General features: G+C 57.0%; 23 protein-coding genes. 16 read left to right on the plus strand and 7 right to left on the minus strand.

Going from position 1 to position 19,626, the window contains the following annotated elements; genetic code table 11:
* Positions 1–55 precede the first annotated feature (55 nt).
* The 12 genes from EL26_RS07480 (at position 56) to trhA (ending at position 11,448) form a co-directional block, all read left to right on the plus strand.
* Positions 56–1,306: an MFS transporter gene (locus EL26_RS07480; RefSeq protein WP_038086244.1), complete on the plus strand. Its 1,251-nt coding sequence runs from the start codon at positions 56–58 to the stop codon at positions 1,304–1,306.
* Between the two features lie 13 nt (positions 1,307–1,319).
* Positions 1,320–1,667, plus strand: coding sequence for a YkgJ family cysteine cluster protein (locus EL26_RS07485; protein ID WP_038086245.1), 348 nt, complete (start codon positions 1,320–1,322; stop codon positions 1,665–1,667).
* A 68-nt stretch (positions 1,668–1,735) separates the two neighbouring features.
* Complete coding sequence (locus EL26_RS07490) at positions 1,736–2,434, plus strand: tRNA (adenine(22)-N(1))-methyltransferase (RefSeq protein WP_038086247.1); 699 nt, start codon at positions 1,736–1,738, stop codon at positions 2,432–2,434.
* Positions 2,421–3,560, plus strand: coding sequence for a Nif3-like dinuclear metal center hexameric protein (locus tag EL26_RS07495; protein ID WP_052036110.1), 1,140 nt, complete (start codon positions 2,421–2,423; stop codon positions 3,558–3,560). The genes EL26_RS07490 and EL26_RS07495 overlap by 14 nt, the downstream gene beginning before the upstream one ends.
* Before the next feature lie 69 nt (positions 3,561–3,629).
* Entirely contained in the window at positions 3,630–3,887 is a 258-nt protein-coding gene (locus tag EL26_RS07500) for a hypothetical protein (protein ID WP_038086249.1), read from the plus strand.
* A 118-nt stretch (positions 3,888–4,005) separates the two neighbouring features.
* On the plus strand, positions 4,006–4,836 hold the full coding sequence (locus tag EL26_RS07505; RefSeq protein ID WP_038086251.1) for an aldo/keto reductase: 831 nt from the start codon (positions 4,006–4,008) through the stop codon (positions 4,834–4,836).
* A 104-nt stretch (positions 4,837–4,940) separates the two neighbouring features.
* Positions 4,941–6,014, plus strand: coding sequence for a DNA glycosylase AlkZ-like family protein (locus EL26_RS07510; RefSeq protein ID WP_038086253.1), 1,074 nt, complete (start codon positions 4,941–4,943; stop codon positions 6,012–6,014).
* Positions 6,015–6,126: 112 nt separating this feature from the next.
* Positions 6,127–7,668, plus strand: a complete 1,542-nt coding sequence (locus tag EL26_RS07515; RefSeq protein ID WP_038086255.1) for a spore germination protein — start codon at positions 6,127–6,129, stop codon at positions 7,666–7,668.
* Positions 7,668–8,768 (plus strand): GerAB/ArcD/ProY family transporter, encoded by a 1,101-nt coding sequence (locus tag EL26_RS07520; protein ID WP_038086256.1) that lies wholly within the window; start codon positions 7,668–7,670, stop codon positions 8,766–8,768. Before EL26_RS07515 ends, EL26_RS07520 begins: the two co-directional genes overlap by 1 nt.
* A complete protein-coding gene (locus EL26_RS07525; protein WP_038086257.1) occupies positions 8,765–9,859 on the plus strand; it encodes a Ger(x)C family spore germination protein in 1,095 nt (364 codons plus the stop codon). The genes EL26_RS07520 and EL26_RS07525 overlap by 4 nt, the downstream gene beginning before the upstream one ends.
* 90 nt (positions 9,860–9,949) lie before the next feature.
* Positions 9,950–10,732, plus strand: coding sequence for a pirin family protein (locus tag EL26_RS07530; RefSeq protein ID WP_038086258.1), 783 nt, complete (start codon positions 9,950–9,952; stop codon positions 10,730–10,732).
* A 62-nt stretch (positions 10,733–10,794) separates the two neighbouring features.
* Positions 10,795–11,448 (plus strand): PAQR family membrane homeostasis protein TrhA, encoded by a 654-nt coding sequence (gene trhA / locus EL26_RS07535; protein ID WP_038086260.1) that lies wholly within the window; start codon positions 10,795–10,797, stop codon positions 11,446–11,448.
* A gap of 46 nt (positions 11,449–11,494) precedes the next feature.
* Here the strand turns inward: trhA and asnB are convergent, their stop codons facing one another.
* Positions 11,495–13,339, minus strand: a complete 1,845-nt coding sequence (gene asnB, locus EL26_RS07540; RefSeq protein WP_038086262.1) for an asparagine synthase (glutamine-hydrolyzing) — start codon at positions 13,337–13,339, stop codon at positions 11,495–11,497.
* Positions 13,340–13,541: 202 nt separating this feature from the next.
* Positions 13,542–14,102, minus strand: coding sequence for a DJ-1/PfpI family protein (locus EL26_RS07545; protein ID WP_038086264.1), 561 nt, complete (start codon positions 14,100–14,102; stop codon positions 13,542–13,544).
* A 133-nt stretch (positions 14,103–14,235) separates the two neighbouring features.
* Here EL26_RS07545 and EL26_RS07550 point away from each other — a divergent pair, with 133 nt between their 5' ends.
* The 3 genes from EL26_RS07550 (at position 14,236) to EL26_RS25890 (ending at position 15,103) form a co-directional block, all read left to right on the plus strand.
* Entirely contained in the window at positions 14,236–14,526 is a 291-nt protein-coding gene (locus tag EL26_RS07550; protein ID WP_038086266.1) for an antibiotic biosynthesis monooxygenase family protein, read from the plus strand.
* Positions 14,527–14,778: 252 nt separating this feature from the next.
* Complete coding sequence (locus EL26_RS25885; RefSeq protein WP_193789823.1) at positions 14,779–14,895, plus strand: FDLD family class I lanthipeptide; 117 nt, start codon at positions 14,779–14,781, stop codon at positions 14,893–14,895.
* A 79-nt stretch (positions 14,896–14,974) separates the two neighbouring features.
* Entirely contained in the window at positions 14,975–15,103 is a 129-nt protein-coding gene (locus tag EL26_RS25890) for an FDLD family class I lanthipeptide (protein WP_193789824.1), read from the plus strand.
* 167 nt (positions 15,104–15,270) lie between these two features.
* On the opposite strand, the gene EL26_RS07555 is transcribed toward EL26_RS25890, so the two are convergent.
* From EL26_RS07555 to EL26_RS07570, 4 genes are all read right to left on the minus strand, one after another.
* Positions 15,271–15,777 carry a hypothetical protein gene (locus EL26_RS07555; protein WP_152559197.1) on the minus strand — a complete coding sequence of 169 codons (507 nt, stop codon included), beginning with the start codon at positions 15,775–15,777 and terminating at the stop codon, positions 15,271–15,273.
* A complete protein-coding gene (locus EL26_RS07560; RefSeq protein ID WP_052036111.1) occupies positions 15,778–16,074 on the minus strand; it encodes a hypothetical protein in 297 nt (98 codons plus the stop codon).
* A 179-nt stretch (positions 16,075–16,253) separates the two neighbouring features.
* On the minus strand, positions 16,254–17,000 hold the full coding sequence (locus EL26_RS07565; protein ID WP_038086271.1) for an AAA family ATPase: 747 nt from the start codon (positions 16,998–17,000) through the stop codon (positions 16,254–16,256).
* 37 nt (positions 17,001–17,037) lie between these two features.
* Positions 17,038–17,322: a hypothetical protein gene (locus tag EL26_RS07570; protein WP_152559198.1), complete on the minus strand. Its 285-nt coding sequence runs from the start codon at positions 17,320–17,322 to the stop codon at positions 17,038–17,040.
* A 192-nt stretch (positions 17,323–17,514) separates the two neighbouring features.
* Here EL26_RS07570 and EL26_RS07575 point away from each other — a divergent pair, with 192 nt between their 5' ends.
* Positions 17,515–19,269 (plus strand): UbiD family decarboxylase, encoded by a 1,755-nt coding sequence (locus tag EL26_RS07575; protein ID WP_038086387.1) that lies wholly within the window; start codon positions 17,515–17,517, stop codon positions 19,267–19,269.
* 98 nt (positions 19,270–19,367) lie between these two features.
* Here the strand turns inward: EL26_RS07575 and EL26_RS07580 are convergent, their stop codons facing one another.
* Complete coding sequence (locus EL26_RS07580) at positions 19,368–19,592, minus strand: heavy-metal-associated domain-containing protein (protein WP_038086275.1); 225 nt, start codon at positions 19,590–19,592, stop codon at positions 19,368–19,370.
* Between the last annotated feature and the right edge of the window lie 34 nt (positions 19,593–19,626).

The following is a 19,626-nucleotide window of genomic DNA, read 5'->3' on the forward strand; positions in this document are numbered from 1 at the left end:
AAACTCTTATCAAGTTTGATTCATGCGAAGGCCGCAACTACAGGAGTGTTGCTTCATGGGAGTCAGTTTGGCGATTTTACAAAACCGCAGTTATCTGTTCTATTGGCTGGCCGCATGGGCTTCCGCGCTTGGCGATCTGGTGTTCACCGTCGGCGTTTCGTGGATGATCACGCAGACGTTTCATTCCGGCGTGATCATGGGGACGTTTCTGTTGATCATGGGTGCGGTGCGCTCGGCGTTCATGCTGTTCGGCGGCGTGCTGGTCGACCGGATGAGCCCGATGCGGCTGATGAAAGTGTCGTTGCTCGCCCGCGCCGTCATGATGGGACTGTTGATGATCGTCTCGGCGAACTCGTCGCTCTCCGTCTGGATGTTGGACGTGCTCGCCGCGGTGTTCGGGGTTGTGGACGCGTTTTTCATGCCGACTGCTTCGGCGGCCCGCCAACGCTTGGTGACGGAAGAGTACTACACGCAGTCCAACTCGCTGCTCATGGTCGCCGGGCAAGTGTCAGTCATCGTCGGCCCGGTCGTCGGCTCGTTTCTGATCGGCTTGGGAGGCGGGCAACTTCTCTACGGCACGATTGCCGCGATGTTTGTGCTGTCGCTCGGGCTGTTGAACTTGGTTCGCTTGCGGCCTCCGGCTGATAGCAAAAGCGAAACGGAACCCCCCGCCGCGAAAAAAGAGCCGCCCTCCTTCACCGCCGACCTGCGCGAAGGGCTCCAGTACGTCTTGCGCACGCCGCTGCTCTTGGTCTCGATCTCGTCCGCGATGCTGGTCAACGCGGGCATCAGCGTCCTGACCGTCGCTTTGCCGTTTCTCGCCGCCGACATGAACGCGGGCGTGGAGGGATTCGGCATCATGAGCTCCGGCATCGGCATCGGCGGGGCGATCGGAGCGGTGGTGTTCACGCTGTGGATGATCAAACGCCCGACGCCGCAGATGAACTTGACCGCCTGCCTGCTCGAAGGGCTCGCGGTGCTCTCGCTGTTCTGGGTGCACAACGTCTGGGTTGCGGCGGTCGTGCTGGCGTTCACCGGCGTGACCACGACGGCGATCAACATCCTCGCACCGAGCGTCAACCAATCGATCATCCCGGAGGAGTTGTTCGGGCGCGTCATCTCCGTGATGATGCTGGCGATGGGCGGGATGATCCCGATCTCGCAGGCGTTCTCCGGGTTCCTGATCGACCAGGTCAACGCGCATCAAGTGTTTCTCTACGGCGGTCTGTTGGAAGCATGCGCCGCCCTGCTCGCGCTGTTTGCTCCGTCGGTGCGCGCGTACGGAAAAATCTCTGGATCCAAGTAGGAGGTACGATCGAATGGAAACTCTCCCCTGCACAGGGTGCCGCGGGTTGTGCTGCGGCCCGGTTCCCGTGACCGAACAAGAGCTCAAGAAGATCAAGAAAAAAATCAAGTCCATGCCTCCGAAACTGCGCGCCGAGTTGGAAGGGCAGAAGCGCTTTTTCGGAACGTGTATTTTTTTCGATCAGGACAAAGACCGCTGCGGCATCCATTCCGTGCGTCCGGCGATCTGCCGCGCGTTCGGCCTGCACAAGAACTTGGTCTGTTTCCGCAAGCCGGAAGCGGCCGTCAAAGCGAATTGGAGCGCTGCAGAAGCACCTGTTGGCATCCTCAGCGAGGATTTTACGTGGAAGGATTTCAAATAAGAAGGCTCCGAGCAGGGCGAATGGTTTATAATAGTACAGCAACCATTCCATACATAAGGTGATTTCTCTTGATCAATCTCTCTGAACGCTTAGAACGCATCGCTTCAAACGTCCCGTCCGGCGTCAAAATGGCGGACATCGGAAGCGACCACGCATACTTGCCGATCTACCTCGTGCAAAAAGGGGTCGCTCTCTCCGCGATCGCCGGCGAAGTGAACGAAGGCCCGTTTCGCGGCGCCGACCGCCACGTCCGGGAACACGGCCTTGCCGACTCCATCTCCGTGCGCAAGGGCGACGGTCTCGCCGTCCTGCAACCGGGCGAAGTCGACGTGATCACCATCGCGGGGATGGGCGGCTACAACATCCGCGAAATCCTCGAAGCGGGCAAGGACAAACTGCCCGGCGTCTCCCGGCTGGTGCTCTCGCCGCAGGGGGACAGCGACCGCGTCCGCAAGTGGCTGCAACTGCACGGCTGGAAGATCATCGACGAAGACATTCTCACCGAAGATGAACGCCTCTACGAAATCATCGTCGCCGAGCGGGGCGAGATGAACATCACCGACGAGATGGAACTTGAATTCGGCCCGTTCAACCTCGCGCGCAAACACCCGCTCGTCGTCGACCGCGTGGAGTACGAACAAGGCAAGATCCGCCGCGCCCTCGCCGCCATCGAGAAGACCCCGACCGAGAACGGCCTCGCCCGAAAGGTTGAGCTGCTCGCGCGGCGCGCGCAACTGGAGGAGGTACGAAACCATGTCCAATCCTGATCAACAAAACTTCGCCACCGTCCGCCAAGTGACGGCGGCGCTCGAAGAGATGGCGCCGTTGTCGCTTGCGGAGTCGTGGGACAAAGTCGGCCTGCAAGTCGGCGACCCGTCCCGTCCCGTGCGCAAAGTGATGCTGACGCTCGACTCCAACGACGACGGCGTGATCGACGAAGCGATCGCCAAGGGCGTCGACTTGATCATCGCGCACCATGCGATGATCTTCCGTCCGGTGCAGACCTTGCGCACCGACACGCCGTACGGACGCCGCCTGCAAAAACTGCTGGCCAACGGCTTGAACGTCTATGTCGCGCACACCAACCTCGACATCGCCGAGGGCGGCGTCAACGACATCCTCGCGTCGCGTCTGCACTTGGAGAACACGGAAGTGATGACCCGCGTGCACAACACCCGTTTGAAAAAACTCGTCGTCTTCGTCCCGGAGACGCACCACGAAGCGGTGCGCCAAGCGGTCGGCGACGCCGGGGCGGGCTGGATCGGCAATTACAGCCACTGCACGTTCAACACGCCGGGCACGGGGACTTTTATTCCGCAACAGGGCACGAACCCGTACATCGGCGAGCAAGGGCAACTTGAGCGTGTCAACGAAATCCGCTTGGAGACGGTCGTGCCGGAGCGCATCCAAGACCACGTGATCGCCGCGATGCTTCAGGCGCATCCGTATGAGGAAGTCGCGTACGACCTCTACCCGCTGGAGATCATGGGCCAAGAGCTCGGCGTCGGGCGTGTGGGCGATCTCGTGGAAGAGATGACCTTGGCGCAGTTTGCCGAGTTCGTGAAGCAGCAGTTTGAAGTGCCGGCGGTGCGCGTGGTCGGACCCTTGGACCGCAAGATTCGCCGTGTCGCCGTCTGGGGCGGGTCGGGCGAAGAGTACTTCCCGGACGCGCTGAAAAAAGGCGCGGACGCGTTTGTCGTCAGCGACATCCGCTACCACTACGCCCAAGACGCCGCCGCAGAAGGGCTGTGCATGGTCGATCCGGGGCATAACACGGAAAAATTGATTCTGCCAAGCATCGGCGCGTACCTCGAAGCCAAGATGCGGCAGTACGGGTTTGACACGGAAATTCTCGTCTCACAGACCAATACGGAGCCGTTCCGGTTCATCTAAGGCAAGCCGAAGAGCAAGACATGTTTTCTCGGACATCCCCATATGTATTGGGTGTGGGGGTGAACGAGCATGGCTTCAATCCTGGTTAGTGCCATTGCGATACTCGGAGCTTTCTTGGTCTTCATATACGCGTATTCGTTCATGCAATTCATGCTGACGATCACCAAATGCCCCGACTGCGGGCGGATCATGCAGCGAGTGGTCTATACGGAGTTGGCGGGCGAGCAGAAGAAGCGGGTGGTCACCGAATGCAACTTCTGCACGTCCAAGCGCATCCGCAAGCACAACGAAATTCCGCAGCACCGCAAAGATACGCTGTATCCGTAAGTTCTCCAGCAGCAAAAAACAAAAGGCATTCGGACTGTGACGCAGGTTGCAGCAAGAGTGCCTTTTTTTGGTATACTAAAAGGGTGCACACATGTAAAACGAGGAGGGCATACATATCATGGCGATCCATTCCTTGCAAGACACGACCACCCTCAACAACGGTGTGAAGATGCCGTGGCTGGGCCTTGGCGTTTGGAAAGTCACCGAAGAGGGCCAAGTGGAAAAAGCGGTGCTCTCCGCTCTGGAAGCGGGTTATCGCAGCATCGACACCGCGGCGATCTACGGCAATGAGGAAGGCGTCGGCCGCGCCCTGCGTGACAGCGGAATCCCGCGCGACCAAATCTTCGTCACCACCAAAGTATGGAACTCGAATCAAGGTTACGAGTCCACGCTGGCGGCGTTTGACGAGAGCATGCAGAAGCTGGGTCTGGACTACCTCGACCTCTACTTGATCCACTGGCCGGTCGCAGGCAAGTACAAAGACACCTGGCGCGCGCTGGAGAAGCTGTACAAGGACGGCAAAGTCCGTGCCATCGGCGTCTCCAACTTCCATGTGCATCATTTGAAAGACCTGCTGGCGGACGCAGAAGCGGTCCCGACGGTCAACCAAGTCGAGTACCATCCGCTCTTGAGCCAAGAGGAACTGCGCGCGTTCTGCCGCGAGAAGAAAATCCAACTGGAAGCGTGGAGCCCGCTGATGCAAGGGAACCTCGACCACGAGGTCATCACGCAACTGGCGCAAAAATACGGCAAGTCCCCGGCGCAAATCGTGCTTCGTTGGGACCTGCAAAACGAAGTCGTCACGATTCCGAAGTCGGTCACCCCGGCCCGCATCGCGGAGAACGCGGACGTGTTTGACTTCGAACTGTCGCCGGACGACATGGCGGCGCTGAACGGGTTGAACGAAGACCGTCGTTTCGGTCCGGACCCGGACAACTTCGACTTTTAAACTTTGTGAAAAAAGGAACCTATCCGCGAGTCTGCGGAGCGGTTCCTTTTTTTCCGATTTTGCGTCTACATCAAAAAACTCGACCAAAAGGTGGTCTTTGCACCATGAAACTCGACCGTGATGCTGTCATCCGTCTCAATCTCTGGAAGCAAGGTCTGTACCACACGCCCACCGCTTCGACGAAGGACGAAGCGATGCAAATCCTCCGCCGTTTGGGGCTCGTCCAGCTCGACACGATGAGCGTGGTCACGCGCAGCCAGCACTTGGTGTTCTGGTCGCGCATGCACGAATTCCGTGAAGAGTGGCTGTTGGAGTGGTACGAGCAGGGCGAGATCTTCGAGTTGTACCTGCATGCCCTCTCGATTTTGCCTGAAGAAGAGCGCCCGTACTTCCAATCGTGGATGGACGCGACCCGCGCGAAGTTGCAGCGAAGCGAGTTGCACGACTTGCTCCTGCAAACGCTGGAAGAGCGCGGCTCCGTCCACGGCAAGCACGTCACCGATCTGGTCGGCGGCCCGGCGGAAAAGCTCGGCACGTGGCAGATGAGCCCTGTGCGCCGGGCGTTCGACCAACTGTGGCGCGCAGGGTATGTTGCGGTGACGCGCAACGAGAAATTCCAGAAAGTCTACGGGCTTCAGCAACCGGTGGAACCCGTGCCGCACGAAGAGACGTTCCGCCGCTACACCCGGCTCGCTCTGCAAGCGATGGGAGCCGCGACGATCAAGGACATCGCCGACTACTTCCGCTTCAAAACCGGCGTTGTGAAACAAGCGTTGGAACACCTCCCCGACGTGCGCGAACTCGACGACGGGAGCTACATCTTGGAGGAAGACCTCGAACTCCTGCACAGCCCGTCCCTCGCCGAGCCGCCCGCGCACAGCACGCTGCTCTCGCCGTTCGACAACTTGATCTGGTTCCGACCCAGGGTGAAAGCGCTGTTCGACCTCGACTTCCGCTTGGAGAGCTACTTCCCGGAAGACCAGCGCCAATTCGGGTACTTCGCGCTTCCGATCTTGATGCAAGGCGAGATCGTCGGCACCGTCGACCTAAAAGCGGAGCGCAAGAGCAAGACCCTGCAAATCCAACGCTTGATCTGGCGCGGCGAACCTCGCCAGCCGGAGTTGGATCTGTTGTTGGATCGGCTGCATCGCTTTCTGTTTGCGAACGTGAGAACCTGACCCCGGAGGATCAGGTTCTTTTTTTGTAAGCGTGAGAGGCATAAGAACTCCGGTTGTCCGCAAACTAGAGGGAAATAGGTGCATTTATTTGCCAAGACAGGGAGCACAACCGATGGGGATTCGAAAATGGCTTCGAAGCAACTCCAAAAAAAAGAACGCGCAGACCGACCGCATGCCTCCGCCTCGGGACGAAAAAGAGATTTCTTCGCGACTGTCCGAATCGATGACCGACTTGCAAACGATGTTTCGTGACATCCCCGATTTGATCGTGCGGCCGTTTACCGTCAAAGCGACCGGGGCGCAAGCGGTGTTGGCTTTTTTCGACGGGTTGACCGACCGCAATGCGATCAACAACAACGTGTTGCAAGCGCTGATGCACGAAGAGACGGTCGAGACGGAAATTCCGCGCATCGTCACGGTCGGCCAAGTCAACACGGCATCCTCTTGGTCCAAAGTGGAATCGTCGCTCTTCAGCGGGCTCAGCCTCCTGCTGGTCGACGGCCAAGCGGAGGCGTATCTGTTCGACACACGGGGCTGGCCGCAGCGGGCGATCGAAGACCCGCAACTGGAAGCGTCGTTGAAAAGCTCGCATCAGGGTTTTATCGAGACGGGCAGTCAGAACATCGCTCTCGTCCGCCGCTACATCGACAACCGGGAAATGAAAATCAAAGTGCACAGGATCGGAGCGCGGGGAACGACCCAGGTCAGCATCTTGTATTTAGCGGATGTCGCGAAACCTGAAGTGTTGCGGGAGTTGGAAGACCGTCTGCAAAAAATTAACGTGGACTCCATTCTCAACTCCGGCGAACTGGTAGAGTTAATCGAGGACAATCCGTACTCGCCGTTTCCGCAGTTTATCACCTCCGAGCGACCCGACACCGTCGCGTCGCAAATCCTCCAAGGCCGGTTGGCGGTGGTCGTGGACCGCTCGCCCGCCGTGATCATCTGTCCGGTATCGTTTGCTTCTTTTTTTCAAAACGTCGATGATTACAGCATCAAGTGGCAGATTGCCAGCTTTTTGAGGATTTTGCGGTTCATGGCTTTTTTCGTGACGATTTTCTTGCCATCGACGTACATCGGCGTGACGTCGTTTCAGTATGAAGTGATCCCGTTGCAACTGTTGCTGTCGGTCGGAGAATCGAGAGGGAACGTGCCGTTTCCGCCGCTTCTGGAAGCGTTGATCATGGAACTCACGCTGGAGATGTTGAAGGAGGCGGGCGTCCGCTTGCCCGCTCCGATCGGACAGACCGTGGGGATCGTCGGGGCGATCGTGATCGGGCAAGCGACCGTGCAGGCGGGGATCGTCTCGAACATCATGGTGATCGTGGTTTCGCTGACGGCGCTCGCGTCGTTCATCATCCCCAATTACGACATGTCGTCCGCGATTCGCTTGATCCGCTTTCCCATGATGATCATGGCGGCGCTGTTTGGACTGGTCGGAGTCGGCGTGGGCATGATGGTGTTGATCGGGCATTTGGTGGCGTTGGAGTCGCTGGGCGTGCCGTATTTCGCCTCGATCTCGCCCTTGCGTTTTGCCGATTGGAAAGACACGATCATTCGTCTGCCGCTCTGGAAGATGGACAAACGCCCCTTGAGCGCGAGACCTGTGCAAGAAACAAGGCAAGGACCCAGCCATCCAGAGGGTGACGGTTGATGAAAAAATACCAGTTTAACGAGATCACGCCGATGCAGTTCATGTTTATGATCCACGGTGCGCAAGTGGGCATCGGGATTTTTTCATTGCCGAGAGACTTGGCGAAAATCGCGGGGACAGACGGTTGGATTTCCTTGTTGATCGGGTGGGCTTTCGCTCTGCTGTCCAGCCTGTTGATCGTGCTGGTGCTAAAAAAACACCCCGACAGCACTCTCTACGATTTGTTGCCCCGCTTGTTCGGAGCCGTGATCGGCAAGTTGTTGCATGTGGTGTATGCGCTTTACTATGCTTTTACGTTTTGGGTGACTTTGCTGGCGTCCGTCTTCGTGATCAAAATCGAACTGTTGCCAAAGACCCCCTTCGTTATAGTGGTGTTGCTGTTTGCGTTGCCGATCTATACGCTTGCGAAAAACCAAGTCCGGGTGTTGGGAAGGTATTCGGAGCTGACGTTTTGGGGCGCGATCTGGTTGTTGATCGTCTACTTGATCCCCTTTGGGCACGGGGAATGGTTGAACTTCTTGCCCGTGCTGAAGGACGGGTGGAAGCCGATCTTGAGCGCGGTTCAAACCACCACGATGTCCTTTGTCGGATTCGAGACGGTGTTCGTGCTGTACCCGTTTCTCAAGAATCCCCGAAAAGCCGTTCCGTGCGTGATCGGCGCCAATCTGCTCACGTTGCTGATCTACGGGGTGTCGGTGGGGGTCTGCACGGTGTTTTTTTCACCGGACGATCTGACCTCGTATTCGTTCCCGGTGTTGAAAGTGGTCAAAGTGATCGAATTTCGGTTTTTGGAGCGGTTTGAGATCATCTTCTTGATCGCGTATCTGTTCATGCTGTCGCGCGTGTGGGTGTTCAATTTATACTGCAGCTTGTTGGGGTCGAGTCAACTGTTTCACCGTGCCGATCATCGGCCGCATCTGCGGGTCGTGTTGGCGGTCGTGGTGCTGATCAGTGTGTTTTTTACCCCGACGTATGAACAGGTTGATACGTTGGAGAAGGTGCTGGGGAAGATCGGTTTTTATGCGGCGTTTTTGTTTCCGCTGTTTCTGTGGGGGTATGACGGGCTGCGCGCAAAAGTGCGCAAGGGAGGTGCGTCATGAAGCGGAAAGTCTGGGCGATCGTTTTGCTGTTGTCCCTCGTGACGTCTTCCGGCTGTTACGACCAACTGAATTTGGAAGACATCTCGCTGGTCTTGATGCTGGGGATGGATTTGGATGAGGACGAAAATTTCGTCGTCTATACGCAAAGTCCGGTTTTTTATAAGGAGGCCAAGGAGAAGTCGGAGACCGGGGGCGTCAAAACGGTGACGGTGGGCTGGGCGCGTCCGAAGTTGGACGCGATTCTCACGGGGATTACGCTGGCCGGAAAAAACCAAACGGTCTTGATCGGGAAGCGGCTTGTAGAAAAGCGAAAGGATTGGGCCGACCTGCTGGATCTGTTCTACCGCGATCCCAAGCAATCGGCGACGCCGCATGTGATTCTCGTGGACGGTCCGGTGAACGAGGTCTTCCGGTTTCAACCGAAAGACAAGCCCCGGCTGGCGATCCACATGCACAAACTGATCGAAACGGCGAACCAAAGAAGCGTCACCGTCTCCACCAACTTGCAAGAGTTTCGCCGCCAGATCAAAGACCGGGCGCTCACGGCTGCGATCTCCGAAGTCAAAAAAGACAAGGAAGAAATCAAAGTCACCGGAGTCGCTTTGCTGAGCGAGAACGGCGGGTATGCGGATCATCTGTCCTTGGAAGAAAGTTCGCTGCTGCTCATGCTGCAACGACGCGCCAAGGGGGAGGTCTATTACGTTACGCAAACGCCGGACGACGTGATCGCGATGATGATTCGCTCTGCCAAGGTGAAGGTCAAATCCAACTACGTCCAAGGACGGTTTCGATTTGAGATCAGCATGAAGTGCAAGGCTGTGCTCACTTCCTCGAACAAGTCAGCCACCTTTCACAATTTGACTTCCAAACTGGAGAAGCAAATCAGCGACGATATGCAAACCAAGATGACCGCTTTGGTCAAAAAGTGCCAACGAGACGCCGTCGATCCGTTTGGCTTCGGTCTTTATGCGCGCGCCTACCAGTACGACGCGTGGAAACCGGTGCAAGACAAATGGGGAGAGGCGTTTTCCAAAGCGGACGTGCGCATCAAGCCGGATGTAAAACTCGAATCGATCGGGACGTTGGAGTGAGTTGACAGAAGGAGGGGAGAGTTGCTATAGTGGCTGTATGATAAGCAACTTACTAAAAGTAAGTTTAGATAGAGAGAGGAGATGTTGGAAATGGCTTTGCAACTGTACACGCCGGAGCAGCAAGCAGTGGGGTTTTTTGACGGAGGGAAGATCGTGGAGCAGAAGCCGATCGGCTTTCCGGGCGAAGGGTCGGCGGTGAAGCGGGTGGGGACGCTGTTTTACTGGGCGTGGTTTTCGGCGCGCGAATTTGGCGAGATTCCGATGCACCCGCACAAAGGCTTTGAGATCGTGACCTACTTCATGAGCGGCGTCGGCGGGCATAAGGATTCGCTCGGCACGCACTCCACCGTGCAAGGCGGCGGCGCGCAAGTGATGCAGACGGGGAGCGGAGCGTATCACGCGGAGACGATGGAAGCGAACACGACCGGCTTCCAGATCTGGTTTGAGCCGTTCACGGGCGAAGCGGTGAAGCGCACGCCGACGTACGCGCAGTTTGAACATGACGAGTTCCCGGCTGTCGTGGAGAACGGCGCGACCGTGAAGACGGTCATCGGCGGGAAGTCGCCCGTGCAACTCGTCGCGGACGCGCAGATGTGGGACGTGACGCTGGAGGCGGGGGCGTCGTTTTCCAAAGAGGTGCCCGCGGGCTACTCGTTGACCGCGCTGGTCGTCGAAGGCAACACCGTTTGGCAAGATGAAAAAAAGGAACCGACCCGTGTGGGGCATCGGATCTTCGCGGTGTATGGTGCGGAGTCCGCAGAGCGCGTCACCGTCACCGCCGCCGACGGCGAACCGGCGCGCGTGATGCTCATCCTCGTACCGTCCGTGTTGCCGTACCCGGATTACCGCCATGTCCGCGAATTTTACGCTTGATTTAGACTCCACAGTCAGTTAGACTTTAGGTAACTAAAGTTCTATCGAGGAGGTTTGATCTCGTGCGGTGGTTGCGAGTGAAAGAGCCGGTGAACGCCTGGTCGCATCTGTTGACCGCGGCGGCAGCGGTCGTTGGGTTGATTTACTTGGTGGCAAGATACTCCGAACAGACAGCAGGCAAGTTGTCCTCCCTGATCATCTATGGGGCGAGTCTCATCGTCCTGTTCCTCGCCAGCGGATTGTATCACGCGATCCGCACGACTCCGAAAAAGGAACTCTGGCTGCGGAAGTTTGACCACATCTCGATCTTCTTGTTGATCGCGGGCACGTACACCCCTGTGTTTGCGTACGGTTTGCACGGCGCGTGGCAAGTGACGATGCTCTCCGTCGTCTGGGGGCTCGCGGGGCTTGGGATGGTGTTGAAGCTGTTTTTCATGCACATCCCGCGCTGGATTTCCACGTTGATCTACGTGGCGCTGGGTTGGATTGCCGTCGTGCCGTTTGTGAAGTTGTTTCAAACGCTGCCGACGGGTGCGATTCTGTTCATGTTCCTCGGCGGCATCGCGTACACGATCGGCGCTGTGATCTTCGGCACGAAAAAACTCGATTTCTTTCCCGGGAAATTTGGCTTCCATGAAGTTTGGCACATGTTCGTGTCGGCGGGAGGCGTGCTGCACTTCGTGATGGTGGCGTTTTTTATCGCGGCGATGCAATAAGGAATGCAAAAAGCTCTTGGTACCGATCCGGCACCAAGAGCTTTTTTTATACGATGCGCACGTTGTACTTGCGCAGCCACGTGTCGACTTGCGCCAGATAGGCGAACAGTTGCGGGCCCGCCATGAGTTGGCCGAACCACGGTTTGACGAAGTTCGGGTCGTTCGCTTTGGCGATCTCGCGGACCGTGTTCACGTCGATCAGTTGGTGCAGCGGCGACGATTTGTCGTCGAGCACGCCGAGCACCATGTCGCGCACGGCGGCGAAGTAGTTCGGGTTGTGCGTTTTCGGGTACGGGCTCTTCTTGCGGTAGAGAATGTCGTCCGGAAGCACGCCTTCGAGGGCTTTGCGCAAGAGGCCTTTTTCCCGTTGTTGGTAGTATTTCATCTCCCACGGGACGTTCCACATGTATTCGACGATGCGATGGTCGCAAAACGGCACGCGCACTTCCAGCGACGCGTACATCGTCATGCGGTCTTTGCGGTCCAAGAGCGTCGGCATCCAGCGGAACAGGTTGAGGTAGGAGATTTCCCGCGCCCGGCGTTCGGCGGCAGTTTCCCCGTCGAGATGCGGCACTTCGGCGAGTGCTTGGTGGTAGCGGTCTTGGACGTACTCTTCGATGTTGATTTGCTCGCTCCATTCCTTGGAGAGCCACGCCGCACGGTCGGCTTTGTTGCGCGACCACGGGAACGTGCCGGCGTTGACCATCTCTTCGCGGTAGAACCACGGATACCCGCCGAAGATCTCGTCGGCGCACTCGCCGGAGAGGCCGACGGTCGCTTCCTTCTTGATCTCCTGCGAGAAGAGGAGCAGCGAGGAGTCGACGTCCGCCATGCCCGGCAAATCGCGGGCGAACATCGCGGCTTGCAGCGCTTCGACGAGTTGCGGGGTGTCGATTTCGATGTTGTGATGTTCGGAGCCGAGGAATTCCTGCATGCGAACGACAAACGGCGCGTCCGGGTCCGGTTGGAAGTCGCTCTTGCGGAAGTTTTTGTCGTTGTCTTTGTAGTCGATGGAGAAGGTGTGGAGCGGGGCGAGGTTGTCGCGTTCGAATTTCTGGGCGGCAAACGCCGAGATCATGCTGGAGTCGAGGCCGCCGGAGAGAAACGTGCAGATCGGGACGTCCGAGACCAGTTGGCGTTCGACGGCGTCTTGGAGCAGAGCGCGCACGTTGGCGACGGTGGTGTCGAAGTCATCTTCATGTCGAAAGCTCTCCAGCTTCCAGTAGTGCGTGATCTTGAGGCCGTTGCGGTTGAATTGCAGGAAGTGGCCCGGTTTCAGTTCGTGGACGCCTTGAAACACGCCGTGGCCCGGCGTTTTGGCGGGGCCGATGGCAAACACTTCGGCGAGGCCTTCCGCGTCGACGACCGGTTCGACGGCCGGGTGTGCCAGCAGCGCTTTGAGTTCGGAGGCGAAGAGCAGCCCGGCTCCGCGTTCGGCGTAGAAAAGCGGTTTGACGCCGAGGCGGTCGCGGGCGATGAACAGCGTTTGTTCCTTGGGGTCCCAGACGGCGAACGCGAAGATTCCGTTGAAACGGTCGACGCAGGAAGGCCCCCATTCGATGTACGAGGTAAGCAAGACTTCGGTGTCGGAGTGACCTTGAAACGTATAGCCGCGAGCCAGCAGGTCGCGGCGGATGTCTTCGGTATTGTACAGCTCTCCGTTGTAGACCAAGGTGTACGTGTGATCTCCTTGCACACGGCTCATCGGTTGTTGTCCGTTGGTAATGTCCACCACGGCGAGCCGGCGATGGGCAAATCCGGTATGCGCAGACAAAAAAATCCCGCCGGCATCCGGTCCTCGGTTGTACAGGGTTTCCGCCATGTCCTCCAGGACGGCACTCTGTTGGGTGAGGTCCAGTTTCCAATCGGTCCAACCAGCTATTCCGCACATAGTTACGCGTTCCCCTCCCCTATGGATTCACGTCGAGACAGTTCCCGCATGAGTACGGGGAACAGACACTCGCCTAGCATGAGATACGATATGCGGGGAGGGTTGTCTATGTTGCGGATTTCGTTATTTTGGGAGGGGAGGAGGGGCTGCGGGGATGGGGGGGGTTCGTGGAGGGAGGAGGCTGCGGCGTGGTTCTTAGCCGTCAGCCGTTGGGTTGCACTTCGCGGAGGACTTTGTCGGCGATTTCGGGGCTGAGGAGTTCGGAGAGCAGCCAGCGCGTGAGGTCGAGGGCGGCGAGGCATCCTCCGGCGGTGGCGATCTTGGGGGTTGCGAGCACGAACGGCTCGTTGACGAATTCGACGTCGTAGGAGGCGAGCTGTTTGGCACGGGTGTAGTAGGAGGTGGCTTTTTTTCCTGTGAGATGGCCGGCGGACGCGAGGAGCAGGGCGCCGGAGCACATCGAGGAAAGCCATTGACGTTCGGGGTTGAGGGCGCGAACCGCGTTCAACTCGTCGGATTCTTGCAGGAGTGTTTGCAAGCCCGGGCCGCTGGCGATGAGGACGGCGTCGGCGGTTTCGAGTGCACAGAGATCGGCGTGCACGGGGATGGTGAGGCCGGAAACGGATGTGATGTGCGGTTTGGAGGCGGCGATTTGCACCTGCCAGTCGCCGCGGCAGTAGTTGGAGGCGCGATTCAACAGATCCCACGGGAGAAATACGTCGATGTCTGTAAATCGGTCAAACGCGAAGAGGACGACTTTCACGACAAAACCTCCTGAGTGTCGGTACTTGGTATATATTAGGTAACATTCTGTGACAGAACGCGCAATCCTCTTTTCAATGTGATACGATGACGAGGAGAGAATCAACCTTTGATGAGAGAGGATGTTAATACCTATGTTCGTTTCCATGAACCGCCTGACCGTCCCTGCCGAATACCGCGAGCACCTCGAAGGCCGCTTCGCTACGGCGGGCGAGCGCATGAGCCAAGTTCCGGGCTGCCTGGAGTACCTGTTCCTCACCCCGACCGAGGGCGACGAGTTGGTCGTCTACACCAAGTGGGAGAGCGAGGCTGCGTTTAAAGCGTGGGTGGAGTCGGATGCGTTCTCCAAGGCTCACGCCAACGCCAACCCGAACTCGCCGGTGAAGGGCGATCTGCGGATGTACAACGTGAAGTTTTCGTCGTAATTGTCAAAAAGGCATCCGAAAGGATGTCTTTTTTATTTCGACGGAGCAGACGATCCTGAACACGGCTGGTTGCGGGATGGGTTTGAAGTTTTTTAACTTGATATCATAGTTTTCTTATTTATCTTGAAATTATGGTTTTACCTGAGTTATAATAGACTAAGATTGGTTAGAAGTACCCATAAACAAAGTTGAACTCGCCTAACAACTGAGACATACACCCTTGGTACTCTGAATCTGAAGGAGGTGTTTTCATTGAGTCAACTGTTTGATCTCGACGTTCAAGTACATCAAACCTCGTCGCATGTAGTTCAAGCGAACACGTGGTCGTGTGTTTGCACGATGGTCGGCTGCTATCAAGACGGAAAGTAGTTTGCACGAGCCATCACCGCACTCACCAAACGAAGACATGCAACCCTGGACAGTATGAACCTATAGGAGGCGGATTCGAATGGAAAACATCTTTGATCTCGATGTTCAAGTAAATTCAACCGTTAGCGAAGTTGGCGCAAGTGTGGTCCCCCTTTGGACAGGAGCGCTGTGTTTCTCGCTCTCCTCTTGCAAACCTGCAGATATGTAGGAGGCTTGCTGGATCATCCTGCCGTTCGTCGTTTGCAAGGACCCTCACCTGTTCTGAATCGGGACATGTGAAAGGGGTAGCAATAACACTGTATACGAAAAAACCACTCCGCCTCCCGATGGCAGGGTGGTTTTTCGTTCCGTGGCGAGCCGAGTTAAGCGCTCTTATCAAGCTTTTCGAACGAATTGCGCATTGGGATAGCGAGTGGTTACCAAAAACACCCTTGGTGAGCTAGGGCTGATGATCTTCCAATGGTTAATCCACACCTTCCCCATTGGATGCAAGCGATTTTGCAGGGAACAGGCCAGCACGCCGTTTTTGGCATCGTATCCGGAGGGGGTTGTCTTCGTTTTCGGCACCTTGATTTTGACGACAACGCAATCGCCGACGTGCAGATTCGGATGGGTTGTCTTCGGACATTTCAAAGCAAACGTCGGGTTACTCGGGGTGCGCAGCACTTGTTTTACGTTTTTCAAGGTGCGGTTGGACTGGCGAACCAAATGACCGTTGGTTTGGTTGACCACATAATGGACAATCGACACCGTTTTCGGGGGGTTGTTGCCGTTGGCGATCGGGGTGTTCAACACGCCGTCGTGAACCATCCAAACATTTCCCTGTTTGAACACAACGCCTACGCATTCGCCCGGTTTTAAATTCAAGTTGGGATTTGGCATTCAGGAACACCTCAAGTCGTCATGCGAATTGCAACGGTATTGGAATTCCGGCAATCCATTTCTGATATGAACCAAGCGACGTACGCTGGTGAGTGTTTTTTCCGGGGATTGCTCCGTGTCGGGGAGAGTGCGCGGGAAAAGCAGCGCTTTTTCCAGCTTTCGGATCAGTTGATGTAGAAATTCTGTTTGGACATTGTTCAGCATACTGGGGTGGCTCAAAAATACGGGGACGCGAAAGGCCATGTTTGCGGAATTCGTCATCGCGTCTGTTGGTTGTACAGACGGGTTTTGTTTCATATCAGAGTCTCCTTTCCATCCATAGATATGAAATTGGAAGGGGACTTGATTGGACTGATTGCTAGGGGATACGTTGGTTTCGATATTCAACGATTGCGGAATCGAAAAAACCACTTGGCTGCGGGCCAAGTGGTTTTGTGGTTCGATAGGTTTTGGGGAGAGAAAGCCTGTCTGTTTCGTTAGTCTTTGTCCTCCTCGCGAAACAAGTCCTCCAAGAACAACTCCGTTCTCGTCAGAAACGATTTCGTGATCTGATAATGTTCCGTCTCTTCATACGTCACGCTCTCGATGGCTGTCGAAGAGAACTGATAGATCTTCGCGTTTGGAAACCCGAGCAAGATCGGCGAATGCGTGGCGATGATGAATTGCGACTTGCCCGCCGACACCAATTGGTGGAGGATGCGCAAGAACGCCAACTGCCGCGCCGGAGACAGCGCGGCTTCCGGTTCGTCCAACAGGTAGATGCCTTTGTGCCCGAATCGGTTTTGAAACAACGACAGGAAGGACTCGCCGTGCGATTGTTTGTGCAGGGACCTGCCGCCGTATCCGCTGTAGTTGAACGTGGGGTCCTCCCGCGCCAAGAGGTCCAAATACGACGCAAAGTGATAAAAACTCTCCGCCCGAAAAAAGAACCCTTGCGTGATCTTGGGCAACCACGATAGCCGAATGTGATCTCCCAAAGAGGCCTCCGCCGCCTCCACATCATGATCGATGTTGTTTCTCCCGCCGCCGGCCGTATTGAATCCGCACTGATAGGCGATCGCCTCCAACAACGTGGACTTTCCCGACCCGTTTTCCCCGACGAAAAACGTGACAGCGTTGGCGAGGTCTAACGTCTCCAACTCTCGAATCGCCGGAATGGAAAAAGGGTAGGAGGTTGGGTTGAGTTCTCCCGGTTTGACAACGGTGACATCGCGTAGAAACATATGGACAGCGCCCTCCAAATGGTTGAGATTCTACTCTCTAGCATACACTACCGATTTGCGCAGCGCGAACAGCAGGCTGACGGCAACGGCGGCGGCGCGGCGATTTCAACGCCTGTAAAAACAAATTCGATGACAGAAAAACAGCCAGCATCGCGCCGGTCAACACCGCATCCGCGAGGTGAAATTCCCCCGCGATCATTTCCACAAGGAAGAGCAAAACCTCTTCCCGATGGCGGAAACACGGCTGGAGCCGGAGGAGAAAGAACAGCTGTTGCAGGGCTTGCAAAAAAGAGGTCATTCGCGGGCACGTGCCTGCTTGCAAAAAACCGCTTCCTTCCGCAAAAGAAACAATCGTCAAATTTAAAAAATTGAATCTATACATTGACACGGATGATTTTTTGCAGACAAAGGGAGGGTTCTCTTGGCGAGAGTCGACGGTGTGGTACAATAGGATAGACTGCTTTTTGATAGGAGAGATTGAAAAGTGCAACCGCATCGAAATTTACGTGCTTTTATGGATACATTGCGCCAAGAGCGCGACATCGTGGAGATTACGGCGGAAGTTGATCCGTATCTGGAGCTGGCGGAAATTCACCGCCGCGTCATCGCCGAGGGCGGCCCGGCGCTGTTGTTCACCAACGTCAAGGGCAGCCAGTACCCGGTGTTCTCGAACATGTTCGGCACGATCCGCCGCGTCGATTTGGCGTTCGGCCCGCGTCCGGAGCAATTAATGAAGGAAGTCGTCGGACTCACCCATAAACTCGTGCCGCCCACGCTCGGCAAACTCTGGGGCGAGCGCGGTTTGTTCCTCGAATTGCTGAAAGTCGGCACCAAGAACGTCGGCCGCGACAAAGCGCCGATTCTCGACCATGTCGATTCGCCCGCGAAGCTTGGCGAACTGCCGGTGCTCACGTCTTGGCACGAAGACGGCGGCCCGTTCGTCACGCTGCCGCTCGTCTACACCGAACATCCCGACCCGAACAAAAAAGACCACAACCTCGGCATGTACCGCGTCCAAGTCTACGATGACCAAACGACCGGCATGCACTGGCAAATTCAAAAGGGCGGCGGCTTCCATCACTTCGAAGCGGAGCAACGCGGCGAAGAATTGCCCGTCACCGTGTTCCTCGGCGGCCCGCCCGCGTTGATCGCATCCGCGATCGCGCCGGTGCCGGAGATGCTGCCGGAACTGTTGCTCACGTCACTGATCCTCGGTGAGAAACTCCCCGTCACCGCCGATCCGGCAGGCGGGAAGTACCCGTTGATCGCCGAAGCGGAATTCGCGCTGGTCGGCAAAGTCCCGCCGCATGTGCGGCGGATGGAAGGACCGTTCGGCGACCATTTCGGCTACTACTCGCTGGCTCATGAATTCCCGGTCTTCAACGTCGACCGCGTCTATCACCGCAAGAACGCGATCTACCCGGCGACGATCGTCGGCAAACCGGTGCAAGAAGATTACTACCTCGGCGATTTCCTGCAGCGCTTGCTCTCGCCGGCGTTCCCGCTGGCGATGCCGGGCGTGCGCGATCTGTGGACGTACGCGGAAACCGGCTTCCACGCGCTCGCCGCGGCGGTTGTGCGCGAAAGCTACAAGCGCGAGACGATTGCGCACGCGTTCCGCATCTTGGGCGAAGGGCAGTTGACCCTGACGAAATTCCTGATTCTGACGGACAAGCCGGTGGAACTGGCGAACTTCCGCGAGACGTTCGAGCAAGTGTTGGAGCGCTTCGATCCGGCGACCGACCTGTTCGTGATCGGCAACACGTCGAACGACACGCTCGACTACACCGGCCGCCAGTTTAACAAAGGCTCCAAGGGCATCCTGCTTGGCGTCGGCGATCCGATTCGCCAACTGCCCGCCGAGTACAAAGGCCGCGACTTGCCGCTCGTCGACAAAATCCAAGCGTTCTGCAAGGGCTGTCTCTGCGTCTCCGGCGCAGCGTACGAGCAAGACCCGGAACTCGGCGCGCGCATCGTGCAACAGCATGCGGACGATCTGCGCGAGTGGCCGGTGGTGTTCCTCGTCGACGACGCAAGCGTCGCCAAAGCGCAAAGCTCGTTCCTCTGGACGACGTTTACGCGCTTCGATCCGTCGCACGACATCTACGCCGAAGCGGATCTCGTGCGCCATCATGTCGCGTACAAGCTGCCGATCGTCATCGACGCCCGCATGAAGCCGTGGTACCCGGACGAAGTGGAAACCCGCCCGGACATCGACTCCAAAGTGTCGGCGCGCTGGACGGAGTACTTCGGAAAAAAACAATACTAAGCGTTCTCGTTTGGAACCCCCGCAACGCAAAAAAGGCACCAAAAATACCCCGGCGGTGTAAGGCCGCGGGGTATTTTTGTGCGCATTTTGGAGTGCGCTTAGAAGGGCTCCTTCCACTCCGACAACACGTCGATCCCATGCGCTTGAACCGTCTTGCGCAGTTGGTTCAAGTTCACCACGTCGTCTTCGAACTCCACAGATATGCGGTTGGTGCTCAAATCGACCACCGCACGCTCCACGCCGGACAGGGCGTTGAGCGCCGTCGAAACACTGCGGACCTCATCGGCTGCGGCTTTGCGGATCAGAATGTTTGCGATGGACATGAAAAGCCACCCCCCTCACGGACTAAGATGCGCT

This window comes from Tumebacillus flagellatus, from assembly GCF_000714935.1.
GTDB classification, from domain to species: domain Bacteria; phylum Bacillota; class Bacilli; order Tumebacillales; family Tumebacillaceae; genus Tumebacillus; species Tumebacillus flagellatus.